This window comes from Micromonospora krabiensis, from assembly GCF_900091425.1.
Classification (GTDB): domain Bacteria; phylum Actinomycetota; class Actinomycetes; order Mycobacteriales; family Micromonosporaceae; genus Micromonospora; species Micromonospora krabiensis.
In genome coordinates, this window is sequence record NZ_LT598496.1 from 6459510 (window position 1) to 6472629 (window position 13120).

10 protein-coding genes are annotated in these 13120 nt (G+C 72.8%); 2 read left to right on the forward strand and 8 right to left on the reverse strand.

Going from position 1 to position 13120, the window contains the following annotated elements:
• Positions 1–62: 62 nt before the first annotated feature.
• Positions 63–1889 (reverse strand): DUF2079 domain-containing protein, encoded by a 1827-nt coding sequence (locus tag GA0070620_RS29780; RefSeq protein WP_091596392.1) that lies wholly within the window; start codon positions 1887–1889, stop codon positions 63–65.
• Positions 1890–2120: 231 nt separating this feature from the next.
• Between GA0070620_RS29780 and GA0070620_RS29785 the strand changes: the two genes are divergently transcribed.
• Positions 2121–3338 carry an extracellular catalytic domain type 1 short-chain-length polyhydroxyalkanoate depolymerase gene (locus GA0070620_RS29785; RefSeq protein WP_091596396.1) on the forward strand — a complete coding sequence of 406 codons (1218 nt, stop codon included), beginning with the start codon at positions 2121–2123 and terminating at the stop codon, positions 3336–3338.
• 79 nt (positions 3339–3417) lie between these two features.
• On the opposite strand, the gene GA0070620_RS29790 is transcribed toward GA0070620_RS29785, so the two are convergent.
• From GA0070620_RS29790 to GA0070620_RS29810, 5 genes are all read right to left on the reverse strand, one after another.
• Entirely contained in the window at positions 3418–4326 is a 909-nt protein-coding gene (locus GA0070620_RS29790) for a TIGR01777 family oxidoreductase (protein WP_091599594.1), read from the reverse strand.
• Between the two features lie 53 nt (positions 4327–4379).
• Complete coding sequence (locus GA0070620_RS29795) at positions 4380–5378, reverse strand: aldo/keto reductase (protein WP_091596398.1); 999 nt, start codon at positions 5376–5378, stop codon at positions 4380–4382.
• Positions 5379–5422: 44 nt separating this feature from the next.
• A complete protein-coding gene (locus GA0070620_RS29800; protein ID WP_091596401.1) occupies positions 5423–6346 on the reverse strand; it encodes an LLM class flavin-dependent oxidoreductase in 924 nt (307 codons plus the stop codon).
• 88 nt (positions 6347–6434) lie between these two features.
• Entirely contained in the window at positions 6435–7790 is a 1356-nt protein-coding gene (locus GA0070620_RS29805; RefSeq protein ID WP_091596404.1) for a low temperature requirement protein A, read from the reverse strand.
• An 86-nt stretch (positions 7791–7876) separates the two neighbouring features.
• Positions 7877–8464: a TetR/AcrR family transcriptional regulator gene (locus tag GA0070620_RS29810; protein ID WP_197677485.1), complete on the reverse strand. Its 588-nt coding sequence runs from the start codon at positions 8462–8464 to the stop codon at positions 7877–7879.
• 143 nt (positions 8465–8607) lie between these two features.
• Between GA0070620_RS29810 and GA0070620_RS29815 the strand changes: the two genes are divergently transcribed.
• Positions 8608–9549 (forward strand): SDR family NAD(P)-dependent oxidoreductase, encoded by a 942-nt coding sequence (locus GA0070620_RS29815; RefSeq protein WP_377519860.1) that lies wholly within the window; start codon positions 8608–8610, stop codon positions 9547–9549.
• 224 nt (positions 9550–9773) lie between these two features.
• Here GA0070620_RS29815 and sucB read toward each other — a convergent pair whose 3' ends face one another.
• The gene (gene sucB, locus GA0070620_RS29820; protein ID WP_091596412.1) at positions 9774–11624 is read right to left on the reverse strand and encodes a 2-oxoglutarate dehydrogenase, E2 component, dihydrolipoamide succinyltransferase; all 1851 of its coding nucleotides are present in this window, start codon (positions 11622–11624) and stop codon (positions 9774–9776) included.
• A 73-nt stretch (positions 11625–11697) separates the two neighbouring features.
• Positions 11698–13089 (reverse strand): dihydrolipoyl dehydrogenase, encoded by a 1392-nt coding sequence (gene lpdA, locus GA0070620_RS29825; RefSeq protein ID WP_091596415.1) that lies wholly within the window; start codon positions 13087–13089, stop codon positions 11698–11700.
• Positions 13090–13120: the final 31 nt, after the last annotated feature.

Here is a 13120-nt window from a genome sequence, read left to right on the forward strand (position 1 = left end):
GTCCAGCGTAGTCCCGGAGAGGGCCGGTGAGGCGGCGCTGGTGAGCCGCCTCACCGGCCCGGTCACATCGGCGGCACCCGCCAGAGCCAGACGTCGTCCACCCGTTGCGGCTCGCCCAGCAGGGCGGTGGCGGTGCGGCGGACCGCCTCCTCGTCCACGTCGAACTTCGCCCCGTGCACCCGGTCCGGGAGCACCACCGCCTCGACCTTCCAGTAGGCCAGGTCGGCGCGGACCTCGCGCAGCGTCCCGTCGGTGATGATCGGCACCAGTCCGGTCCTGCCGGCCTGGTCCATGAGCGCGCTGAAGGTACGCGGCACCGGCCCGATCCGGCCACGTCCGTCCGGCCCGCCGGGGCCGAGGAAGAACCCGGCGGGGATGCGGAACTCGCCCTGCCGGTGCGCCAGGGCGTACGCCTGCCAGCGCTGGCCGTCCGGGTAGATGTCCACGGTCACCGGCACGGGGGTCAGCACGCCGCCGGGTGAGACGTACTGCCGCCAGGTGCCGGCGGTGACGAACCGCGGGATGGGTTCCCGCTCGCTGGTCAGCAGTGGGGTGGGCAGCAGCGGCGCGAGCGCGACCGCGAAGCCGAGCGCCCACGCCAGCTCCGTCGAGCGGTGCCGGGGCGGCCGGGTGCGTAGCCCGTCGACGGTGTACGCGAGCAACAGCCCGATCACCGGCGCGACCACCAGGGCCAGCCGGGCGGGCAGTGCGGCGTTCACCACCGGCAGGTGGCCGAGCAGGTCGAACGGCATCGGCACGTCGGTGCGGTCCCCGTCGAACTTGGCCACCGGTCCCCAGGAGAGCACGGTGAAGACGACGGCGAGCACGCCCAGCCCCCAGAGCGTGGCCCGACGGGGCGGGTCGGCCCGCCGCCAGAGCGTCACGAAGCAGAGCACGGTGAGCAGCAGCAAGGGGATCCCGAAGAAGGAGTTCTCCTCGGTCGGGTTGGGGGCGAGCGAGGTGCCCAGTCCCGCCTCGCCGGCCAGTGAGCGCCGGGGGAACGCGCCGAACGCGGCGATGTCCTCGGAGTGGATGACCGGGTCGAAGCCGGTGCCGTGGAAGCGTTGCGGGCCGGCGAAGTGCAGCCACAGCGGGTACGCCAGCAGCGCGCCGGCGACGACCGCCGTCACCGCGAGCCCGCGCAGGAAGTTCGGCAGCGCGACCCGGGCCTCGGCCCGGCGGGCCGGGTGCAGCGCCCACACGGCCACGAAGACGCCGAGGGCGAGGGCAGTGAAGAACAGCCCCTCGGCGGCGATGGAGAACGCGACCGCCACGAGGACGCCGAGCACGATGCCGTCGCGCAGCCAGTGCCCGGGTCGGCGCAGCGCGAACAGCCGCCAGATCAGCAGCGGCACGAGCCAACCGGCGGTCCAGTTCAGGTGGGCGTTGGCGTGCGACACCATGCCGGGGGAGTACGCGATGAACAGGCCACCCACGGCGGCCGCGAGGCGGCTGCGGACGAACTGCCGGGAGAGCAGCCAGTACCAGGCGATCGCGGTGGCGGCCAGGTTGAGGGTGAGGATCACCAGGAACGTCACCGGCGGCCCGACGAGGTACGTCAGCGGCGCGAAGACCACCGCGTACACGGTGATCGAGGTGTTGACGGCGAGGTTGACCCCGTCCGGGACGTTGATCAGGTGGGTGAAGAGCGGGTTCTCCCCGTGCGTGAGCGCGTTGCCGCCGAAGGCCAGCAGCCACTCGAAGAGCGCCTGGTCACTGGAGTTCACCGTGACCGTGCGGACGTTCGGGTCCCGCCACAGTCCGCTGGTGACCCAGACGGCCAGCGCGAGCGCGGCCAGCACCACGAGCAGGTCGGCGCGGCGGTCGCGGCCGGCGCGCGGCGGCGAGGCGGGTACGGGCCCGGTGGCCAGGGACGGGGAGGTCGGCACGCAGCGGACGTTACCAACCGGAACTGGACGTGCCGGTCATACGTGCAAGGAGCGCGTCGTTCTCGTGTCGGCGCGTGGAGCGGAGGTCGGGCGTGGGCGCTGCTTCCGCGGCGGACATAACGCCGGCAGTGAATATGTGACCGTGGCCCATGTCACATCTCCGACATCCCGACGTAACGTCGCGGCAACTCGAAGGTGACTCAGTTCACAATCCGCCCCCGGGAGGCCGCCGTGCGTCGCTCCTCGTCCCTGCTCACCCGGCTGACCGGTGTGGTCGCCGGGCTCGTCCTGGCCCTGGCCGGGGCCGTCACCCTCGCCGCCCCCGCGCAGGCGGCCAGCCTCACCCAGGTCACCAGCTTCGGCTCCAACCCGGGCAACCTCGCGATGTACGCCTACCGGCCGGACAACCTGCCGGCCAACTCTCCGGCGGTGGTGCTGCTGCACGGCTGCACCCAGAACGCGTCCGGCTACTTCGCCAACTCCGGCTGGCAGAAGTACGCCGACCAGTGGAAGTTCGCGCTGATCGTGGCCGAGCAGAAGTCCGGCAACAACGCGAACGCCTGCTTCAACTTCTTCGAGACCGGCGACACCGCCCGGGGTCAGGGCGAGGCGCTGTCCATCAAGCAGATGGTCGACCACGCCAAGGCGAACTTCGGCGTCGACGGCGGCCGGGTCTACGTCAGCGGCCTCTCCGCCGGCGGGGCGATGAGCGCGGTCATGCTCGCCACCTACCCGGACGTCTTCGCCGCCGGGTCGATCATCGCCGGCATCCCGTACCGCTGCGCCACCAGCATGGTCAACGCGTTCAGCTGCATGACCCCCGGCACAGACAAGACCCCCGCCGCCTGGGGTGACCTCGTCCGCGGCGCGTACTCCGGCTACACCGGCCCCCGGCCGCGCGTCGCGATCTGGCACGGCACCGCGGACTACACCGTCGCCCCGCTCAACGCCACCGAGTCGCGGGACCAGTGGACCAACGTGCGCGGCGTCTCGCAGACCCCGACCAGCACCTCGTCGCTGCCCGGCGGCACCAGCCTGGAGGTGTACGGCAACGACGACGTCCGCCTCTACCGGGTCTCCGGCATGGGCCACGGCACGCCCGTCGACCCGGGTAGCGGCGCGGACCAGTGCGGCACCGCCGGCGCGTACTTCCTGGACACCATCTGCTCGACGTACCGCGACGCGGTCTTCTTCGGCCTGAACGGCGGCGGCACCGACCCGACGCCGACCCCGACGCCGACGGTGCCGCCCACCCCGACGCCGACGCCGACCGTGCCGGCGACCTGCGTCACCGCCAGCAACTACGCGCACGTCAGCGCGGGCCGCGCCTACCAGTCCGGCGGCTACGCGTACGCGAACGGCTCGAACCAGCGGATGGGCCTCTACAACACCTTCTACTCCAGCTCCCTCAAGCAGACCGCCCCCAACTACTGGGTGATCGGCTGCTGACCGGCCCCTTGGCGGCAGAGCAACGTTGATCAAGAGGTTTGCGTCAGATCCCGGCCGTGCCGTGACGCAAACCTCTTGATCATGGCGCTTGGGTCGACAGGGCGGCCTGGAGGGCGCTTCGGAGGTCGGGGTACTGGTACTGGTAGCCGGCGCGGGTGAGGGCGCCGGGCAGCACCCGGGAACTGGACAGAGCCTCGTGGGAGAAGCCGCCGAGGACGACCTTCAACGCGAGCGCGGGGATCGGCATGAACGTCGGCCGGTGCATCTGCCGGGCCAGCTCCCGGGTGAACTCGGCGTTGGTCACCGCGGCCGGCCCGACCATGTTGACCGGGCCGGCGACGTCGTCGCGCTCCAGCAGGAACGCCGACGCGCCCAGGAAGTCGGCCATCGACATCCACGGCCACCACTGCCGGCCGCTGCCCAGCTTGCCCGACACACCCAACCGCATCGGCAGCAGCTGCGGCTTGAGCATCCCGCCCTCGCGGTCCAGCGGCAGACCGGTGCGCAGCCGCACCACCCGGACGTCGGCGTCCTCCGCCGGCCGCGTGGCCGCCTCCCACACCCGGCACACGTCCGCGAGGAAACCCTCGCCCGCCGGGGCGTCCTCCTCGACCGCCCGGTCGCCGGTGTCGCCGTACCAGCCGACGGCCGACGAGTTGAGCAGCACCCGTGGGCGGTCCTCCGCCGGCAGCCCGGCGATCGTGATGGCCAGGGTCGTGGTGGTGTCCACGCGGCTCGACCGGATCACCTTCCGGTAGTCGTCGTTCCACCGCCGGTCACCCACCCCCGCCCCGGCCAGGTTGACCACCGCGTCGGCCCGCGCCACCACCGCCGGGTCGAGCTGCGCGGCCGACGGGTTCCACTGGCACTCGTCGTCACCGCGCGGCGGGCGGCGGACCAGCCGGGTGACCTGGTGCCCGTCGGCCGTGAACCGACTCACCAGCCGGGTACCGAGGAAGCCGGACGCGCCGGCCATCAGGATGCGCATGCCCATATCTTGAGGTACGGACGCGGAGCCGGCCTCGTTGAACCCGGAGTCCGTCAGCTCGCGGGCGCCGGGCGCAGGTCGGCCAGCAGCCGTTCGATCTCCGCGACCGCGTCGGTCGGGAGCGGGCCACGCGCGAGGGTCGCGGCGTTCTCGCGGACCTGCTCGACCGTGCGGGCACCGGGGATCGGCACGGTCCGCGGACTGCGGGCCAGCAGCCACCCCAGCGCGCCCTGGGCGAGGGTACGACCGTCTGCGGTGAGCGCCGCCCGGATCCGCTCGACCCGGGCCGACCACTCCGGAGTCGGCCGCCCGTCGGTGAACCAGCGAAGCCAATCGGGCGCCACGCCGCGTACGTCGTCGCGGCCGACCGCCCGCCGTGCGCCGGTGAGCAGGCCCATCGCGAGGGGACCACGGTTCAGGCTGGCCAGGTCGTAGGCCTCGCAGACCGCGAGCATCGCCGCGTTGTCGTTCAGCACCGACTGGTCGTGCTGGATCGCGGCGCAGTGCGTCCCGGCCTTCGCGAACGCCTCGGCCGAGTCGGGGTGGTCGGTGCTCCAGCCGTACGCCCGGATCGTGCCCTTGGCGACCAGGTCCTCCAGCGTGTCGAGCAGGTCGAGCGCGGCGGACGCCGGCAGGTCGTTGATGTGCAGCTGGAACAGGTCGACGTGGTCGGTGCCCAGCCGGCGCAGCGACTGCCCCAGGCTGCGCACCACGTACGCCGGGCTGGCGTCGGTGCCGATCCACCGACGGGTGGACTCGTCGGCGACGTTGCCGAACTTGGTCGCGATCACCGCGCGGTCGCGGCGGCCGGCGAGCGCCCGACCGAGGATCCGCTCGCTGTGTCCCGCCCCGTAGTTGCTGGCCGTGTCGAACAGGGTCACGCCGGAGTCGAGCGCGGCGTGGATCGCGCGGACCGACTCGTCGTCGTCGACCTCACCCCAGCCGAACGGCTGCCCGCCGTCACCCCACAGTGGCCCGCCGATCGCCCAGCAGCCCATGCCGATCGCGCTGACCTCGATGCCGCTGCGTCCCAGCGTCCGTGTCGTCGTCATGCGTCCAGCGTCCCTGTTCGAGTGCGCGCGAAGTCAAGCCGTAGTCAGTCGACGGCGTTCAGGCGGGGCAGGAACGCGCCCAACGGATCGAGGGCCTCCGTGCGTACGACGTACCGGGTGACGCCCCAGCGGCGGCGGTGCCCGGCCACCGCCGCCACGATCTCGTCCTCGGTGCCGATCAGCACGAACGGGGTGGCGAGCAGCTCGGCGACGGTCAGGCCGGTGTCGGCGACCAGCTCCGCGGCGGCGCCTTCCGCGTCGTCGGTCACCACGACCTTCTGCACCAGCGCCTCCAGCTCCGGCGGCTCGGCGCGCCCCTCGGCGCCGGCCGCGACCTGGGCGAGCTGCGCCTCGATGTCCGCCTCCCGCCAGCGCACCTCGTGGGCGTAGCCGTCGGGCAGCGTACGGCCCAGGCCGGCCAGCCCGACGACGTCGGCGTGGGCGCCGGCCCACCGCAGCAGGGCGGAGTTCGCGGTGCCGACGGTCAGCGGAATCCGCCGCCGCACCGGGCGGGGTTGCGCCAGCCGGGCGCCGTGGACGACCAGCTCGGGCGTGTCCACGGTGACCTCCTCGCCGTCGAGCAGGGCGCGGGTCGCCTCGGCGACGGCGATGCAGCGGCGCACCCGCCCGGCCACGTCCGGTCGTTCCCGCCCGACGGCCCGCCACTCGGCGGGGGTGTGCCCGGCGCCGATGCCCAGCCGGGCCCGCCCGCCGGAGAGCAGGTCGAGGGTCGCCACGTCGGCGGCGAGGAGCATCGGCTCGCGGACACCGGCGTTCGAGACGTACGACCCCAACCCGATGGTGCTGGTCACCGCCGCGGCGGCGGCCAGGGCCACGAACGGCGTGGCGACCGCCCCGGGATGGTCGGCGGTGGACAGGGCGTCGAAGCCGGCCGACTCGGTGCGCCGGGCCAGGTCCGCCCAGCCGGCGGCGTCCGACGGGCTGGCCTGGAGGGAGAAGGTGACCATGGGACCCAGCCTGCCGGGCGTCGGCCCGCGCGACCACCTGGCCACGGCCGATTCTGCTACGGGCAGACCACTGGCGCGCCGGCGGTGCTCAGGCCGGCGGGGTGCCGCCGGCACGACCCGGGCCCTGGTCCTCCGGCTCGTCATGCCACGCGGCGCGGAACTCCACCTCGTGCGCCTCGTGGGTCGCCTTCTCCCGGAAGACCGCCTCGCGCAGCGCCCGCCGCGAGTCCGCCATCACCACCACCTCCACGGCCACCAGCCCGACACAGATCAGGGTGAGCAGCGCCAGGGCGGCGAGGGCCGGCAGGATGGCACCCAACGGGATGGCGGCGCCGAGCACCACCACCACGCCCACCCGCGTCCAGGAGAGCGTGCGCAGGGTACGCAGCTGGAACAGGACTCCCCCGCAGAAGTAGCAGGCGACACCACCGAACAGCAGCGGCACGCCGGGCCCGTGGGCGGGTTCGCGCAGGCTGACGTGCGTGTCGGCGACCTGCCGGACGATCTCCTCGGCGCCGAGGGCGAAGAGGATGATCCCGGCGATCATCACCAGGTAGAGGTAGGCGTAGGCGTCCCGGGCCATCGCCACCCGGGGACGGCCCAACGCCGCGTGCTGTGCGATCCGGGCGGCGGGGCCGATCACGTCGTAGTGCGCCCACCAGAGCGCGGCGGTGAAGACGATGCCGCAGACCGCCGCCGCGACCGCCTCCCAGGTGACCGGTTGGCCGAGCAGGTTGCCGCCCACACCGACCGAGATGATCGACTCGCCGAGCGCGATGATGAGGATCAGGTCGTACCGCTCGGTCCAGTGCTCGGCCGACTCGATCGTCCAGCCCCACGCGCCGGCGACCAGGCCGCTGCCGTACTGGAGCACGACGACGCTGAGCCAGAGCAGGTCGCGCACCATCATCGCGGTGTCGAGGTCCGCGATCTGGGCCGGGACCAGGGCGGCGGCCAGCAGGAGGATGGTGCTGAGCACCACCTCGGGGGAGTACCGCAGCAGCAGCCGGCGCTCGCCCGGTCGCTCCTGGGCGACGTGCCAGTAGAGCAGCAGGTGCACGGCGCGGATCACCAGGTAGCTGATCGCGACCACCATCGGCCCGGCGGGCGTCTGACGTGGATCGGCGAACGCCTGCGGCAGGGAGAGCGCGAAGCAGAACAGCGCGGCCATCCCGACCACCATGAGCACGGGGACGAAGCCCTCGCCGAGGCGGACCCGGGAGGCGACCACGCTGTGGATCACCCAGCACCACCACAGCACCGCGAGGACGAGCATGGCGTGCAGCAGGCTGGCGCCGGTGATGTTGATCGCGGTGGCGCGCGTGATGATGAAGAACGAGAAGACGAAGACCAGGTCGAAGAAGATCTCGAACTTGTCGACCCGAGCACCCGGCGCCACCGAGACGGCCGGGCCCAGCCGGTCGCGCCACCGGTGACCACCCACCGACCGAGTCTGGCAGCGGCCCGGGCGGCGCGGGGCCGGAATCGGCGCAGGTCAGGGCCTCTGCGCGCCCGGGCTCCGCGCGGTGATCAGGTGGCCGGTCGACCCGTTCCGTAGCGCAGACCGTCCATCAGCAGGTCGAGCAGCCGGCCCGCCTGCTCCCGCTGCGCCGGTTCCCCGGCGGCCAGCGAGACCCCGCTCAGGCTGGTCAGCACGTCGGCCGCGGTCACGTCGGCTCGGACGCTGCCCGCCTGGGTGGCCGCCTCCAGCAGCAGGCCGAGGGCCGCGAGCAGCCGGTCGCGGCTCTGCGCGAACGGGTTGGTGCCGGCGGCGATGACCAGCCGCAGCGCGTCCGCCATGCCGCGCTTGGTGGCGAGGTAGTCGACGAACCGGTCCATCCAGATCCGCAACGCCTGGTCCGGCGGCGACTCCTCCAGCAGTTCGGCCGCGGCGTCGCAGAGCTTGCCCAGCTCGTTGCGGTAGGCCGCCTCGACCAGGGCCTCCCGGGTGGGGAAGTGGCGGTAGAGGGTGCCGATGCCGACGCCGGCCGCACGTGCGACGGACTCCAGCGTTACCTCCGGCCCGCGCTGGGAAAACGCGCGTACCGCGGCGTCCAGCAGCCGCTGGCGGTTGCGCTGGGCGTCCGCGCGCAGCGGTCGGGGACCGGTGTCCGGCACGTCGCCTCCTCGGGCGTCAGGGTCGGCCGTGGCCGCCGGTTGGCAAACGGAGGGGCCTCCGGTTACCGTGGCCTTAACGGAGGATCCTCCGCTTCTCATCGTAGCGGTCGGGCAGCCGCCCGCCGTACCGACAAGGATGGATCATGACGAGCACACGCGTGAACACGCCCTTCACCCGCGACACGACCGCCCGTGAGGTGATCCAGGGCATCGACCTGGCGGGCCGCCGAGCCGTCGTCACCGGCGGCGCCTCCGGCATCGGCGTCGAGACGGCACGTGCCCTCGCCGCCGCCGGCGCCGACGTCACCCTCGCCGTCCGCAACCCGGACGCCGGCCAGGAGGCCGCCGCCGACATCACCGCCACCACCGGAAACGAGCACGTCCTGGTCGCCCCGCTGGATCTGGCCGACCTGACCTCCGTGGCCACCTTCGTCGCCAACTGGGACGGCCCGTTGCACATCCTGGTCAACAACGCCGGCATCATGGCTTCGCCGGAGATGCGTACCGCGCAGGGCTGGGAGATGCAGTTCGCCACCAACCACCTGGGCCACTTCGCGCTCACCACCGGGCTGCGCCCCGCCCTCGCCGCGGCCGGCGGCGCCCGGGTCGTCTCGGTCAGCTCCGCCGCGCACCTGCGCTCCCCGGTCGTCTTCGACGACATCCAGTTCGAGCGCCGCGAGTACGACCCGTGGCTGGCGTACGGGCAGTCCAAGACCGCCAACGTCCTCTTCGCCGTCGAGGCGACCCGGCGCTGGGCCGCCGACGGCATCTTCACCAACTCGCTGATGCCGGGCGCGATCCGCACCAACCTCCAGCGCTACATCACCGACGAGGAACTGGACCGGATGCGGTCCGCCAGCGGCGGTGGTGCCGCGTACTGGAAGACGACCGAGCAGGGCGCCGCGACCTCGGTGCTGGTCGCCACGTCGCCGCTGCTCGACGGCATCGGCGGGCGGTACTTCGAGGACTGCCAGGAGGCCGGCCCCAACCAGGCGGGCAGCCGCGCCGGCTACGCGCCGTACGCCCTGGACCCGGAGGCCGCCGAGCGCCTCTGGCAGGTCTCCGAAGACCTCCTACGCGCCTGACCCACCCCGCGCCCCCGCGCGCCCGCCCCTGTGCCCCCACGCCCCCGCGCGCCCACGCCCCGCGCTGGTGATCAAGAGGTTTGCGTCACGATCCGGCCTGATCCTGACGCGAACCTCTTGATCAACGCCGAGAGGGGGCGGAGCGCCGACGGGCCGGGGGGTGTGGTGGAACGCGGAAGGGCGCCCCGGAGATCCCGGGGCGCCCTTCCGGCGTGTTCAGCGGGTCAGGACAGGCCCAGCTCCGCCTCGAAGTTGCCGGCCTCCAGCCGCTCCTTGACCGCGACCAGGAAACGGGCCGCGTCGGCGCCGTCGATCAGGCGGTGGTCGTAGGAGAGGGCCAGGTAGACCATCGACCGGACGGCGACGACCTCACCCAGCTCCGGGTCGTTGACCACGACCGGACGCTTCACCACGGCACCCGTGCCGAGCATCGCCGACTGCGGCGACGGCACGATCGGGGTGTCGAAGAGCGCGCCGCGGCTGCCCGTGTTGGTCAGCGTGAAGGTCGCGCCGGCGATCTCGTCCGGGCTGATCTTGTTGGTCCGGGTGCGCTCGGCCAGGTCGGCGATCCGCTTCGCGATGCCACCCAGGTTCAGGTCGCCCGCGTTGTGGATGACCGGCACCAGCAGGCCGCGCTCGGTGTCGACCGCGATGCCCAGGTGCTCGGCGTCCGGGTAGGTGATCGTCCCGCCCGCCAGGTCCATCCGCGCGTTGACGATCGGGTAGGTCTGCAGCGCCTCGATCGCCGCGAGGGCGAAGAACGGCAGGAACGACAGCTTCACACCGTGCCGCTGCTGGAAGGCGTCCTTGGCCTGCGCCCGCAGCTTGGCGACCTTGGTGACGTCCACCTCGATGACCGTGGTGAGCTGCGCCATCTCGTGCAGCGACTCCTGCATCCGCTTGGCGATCGCCGCGCGGATCCGGGGGAGCTTCTCGGTGCTGCCGCGCTTGGCACTCGGCTGCGGCTTCGCGGCCGGCTTGCTCGGCGCCGCGGCGGCCGCCGGGGCGGGAGCGGCCGGGGCCGGGGCGGCCTTGGCCGCCTTCGCCTTCTCCGCCGCGTCGAGGACGTCCTGCTTGCGGATCCGGCCACCCACGCCGGTGCCGTTGACCGAGGAGAGGTCGACGCCGTGCTCGCTCGCCAGCTTCCGGACGAGCGGGGTCACGTAGCCGGCCGCCTCCTCGCCGCCACCCTGGGCGGGTGCCGTCGGGCGCTGCGGTGCGGGCGCGGCTGCCGCCGGCACCGCCCGCTGCTCCGCCTGCACGGGCCGCGCCGAGGTCTCCGCCTCCGCCGACGGCTCGTTGTACGACATGCCCGGGGTCGGCTCGGTCGGCTTCGCCTCGGCCTGCGGCGCCGGGGCGGGCTTCGCCTCGGGCTGCGGGGCGGGCGCCGCCTGCGGCGCCGGGGTGGGCTCGGGCTTCGCCTCCGCCGGAGCCGCACCCGCGGTGCCGATGATCGCCAGCTCGGCGCCGACCGGCGCGGTCTCGTCCTCGGCGACCTTGATCTCCAGGACGGTGCCGGCGACCGGCGACGGGATCTCGGTGTCCACCTTGTCGGTGGAGACCTCCAGCAGCGGCTCGTCGACCTCGACGGTCTCGCCGACCTGCTTCAGCCAGCGGGTCACCGTGCCCTCGGTGACGCTCTCGCCGAGCGCCGGCAGGGTGACCGGGGTGCCGCCGCCCGACGGCGCCGGCGCGGCCTGGGCCGCGGGGGCCTGCGCGGCCGGGGCCTGCTCCGGCTCGGGGCCGGTGCCCTCGGCGGCGGCCGTCGGCTCCGGCGTGGGCGCGGCGGCCGGCTGCTCGGCCTGCTGCTGCGGCGCGGCGCCACCGGCATCCTCGCCCTCGCCGGCGATGACGGCCAGCTCGCTGCCGACCTCGGCGGTCTCGTCCTCGCCCACCACGATCCGGGTCAGCACGCCCGCCGCGGGCGACGGGATCTCGGTGTCAACCTTGTCGGTGGACACCTCAAGCAAGGGCTCGTCGACCTCGACGGTCTCGCCCTCCTGCTTGAGCCACCGCGTGACGGTGCCCTCGGTGACGCTCTCGCCGAGCCGGGGCATGGTGACCGATACCGGCATGTTCTAAGACTCCTTCATTCCCCTGGTGCGATCTCGCCCGTCTGCCGCCGGACGCCGCGGAATCAGTTCTCGATCAGGCGTGCGAGTGCAGCGGCTTGCCGGCGAGGGCCAGGTGCGCCTCGCCCAGGGCCTCGTTCTGCGTCGGGTGGGCGTGCACGAGCTGCGCCACCTCGGCCGGGTAGGCCTCCCAGTTGTAGATGAGCTGCGCCTCACCGATCAGCTCACCGACCCGGGCGCCGATCATGTGCACGCCGACCACCGGGCCGTCCTCGACGCGGACCAGCTTCACGAAGCCGGTCGTCTTGAGGATCTGGCTCTTGCCGTTGCCGCCCAGGTTGTAGTTGTAGGTCTTCACCTTGTCGGCGCCGTACTGCTCCTTGGCCTTCGCCTCGGTCAGGCCGACCGACGCGAGCTCCGGGTCGCAGTAGGTGACCCGGGGGATGCCGGCCTCGTCGATCACGGCCGGGTTCAGGCCGGCGATCTCCTCGGCGACGAAGATGCCCTGCTGGAAGCCGCGGTGTGCGAGCTGCAGGCCGGGCACGATGTCGCCGACGGCGAACACGTTCGGCACGTTGGTGCGCAGCCGCTCGTCGGTGAGGACGTAGCCGCGGTCCATCGTCACGCCCTGCTCCTCGTAGCCGAGGTTGGCCGTGTTCGGGCCACGGCCGACGGCCACCAGGAGCAGCTCGGCCTCGACGGTCTCGCCGCCGGCGATGGTCACCTTCACGCCGTTGTCGGTCTTCTCGACCTTCTCGAACGGCTTGCCGACCTTGAAGTTGATCTTCCGCTTGCGGAACGCGCGCTCCAGCGCCTTCGAGGACTCCTCGTCCTCCGCGGCGACCAGTCGGGGCAGCGCCTCGATGATCGTCACGTCCACGCCGAACGACTTCCACACGCTGGCGAACTCGACCCCGATGACGCCGCCGCCCAGCACGATCGCCGACGACGGGACCCGGTCCAGGACCAGCGCGTGGTCGCTCGTGATGACCCGCTCGCCGTCGATCTCCAGGCCGGGCAGGCTCTTGGCGTACGAGCCGGAGGCCAGCACGACGTTGCGGCCGGTGTAGCGCTTGCCGTCGACCTCGACGGTGTTCGGGGCGACCAGCTTGCCGGCCCCGGCCACGAAGGTGATGTTCTTCGAGCCGTTCACCAGGCCCTGGAGGCCCTTGTAGAGCCGGGAGATTACGCCGTCCTTGTACGAGTTGACGCCGGCCATGTCGACGCCGACCAGCTCGGCCTTGACGCCGAACTGCTCGGACTCGCGGGTCTGGTCGGCGATCTCGGCGGCGTGCAGCAGTGCCTTGGTCGGGATGCAACCGTTGTGCAGGCAGGTGCCGCCGAGCTTGCCCTTCTCGATGAGGGCGACGGAGAGGTCCAGCTGGGCGGCGCGTAGCGCGGTCGCGTAGCCGCCGCTCCCACCTCCGAGAATCACGATGTCGAAGGTTGCGTCGTTCGGCTCGCTCACGTCCAACTCCCAGGTCGCGTCAATGCATCGG

Coding starts and splice junctions, on each gene's coding strand:
- GA0070620_RS29795 (WP_091596398.1), bottom strand. CDS start 5,378: ATGACGACGACACGGACGCTGGGACGCAGCGGCATCGAGGTCAGCGCG.
- GA0070620_RS29790 (WP_091599594.1), bottom strand. CDS start 4,326: ATGCGCATCCTGATGGCCGGCGCGTCCGGCTTCCTCGGTACCCGGCTG.
- sucB (WP_091596412.1), bottom strand. CDS start 11,624: ATGCCGGTATCGGTCACCATGCCCCGGCTCGGCGAGAGCGTCACCGAG.
- GA0070620_RS29800 (WP_091596401.1), bottom strand. CDS start 6,346: ATGGTCACCTTCTCCCTCCAGGCCAGCCCGTCGGACGCCGCCGGCTGG.
- GA0070620_RS29815 (WP_377519860.1), top strand. CDS start 8,608: ATGACGAGCACACGCGTGAACACGCCCTTCACCCGCGACACGACCGCC.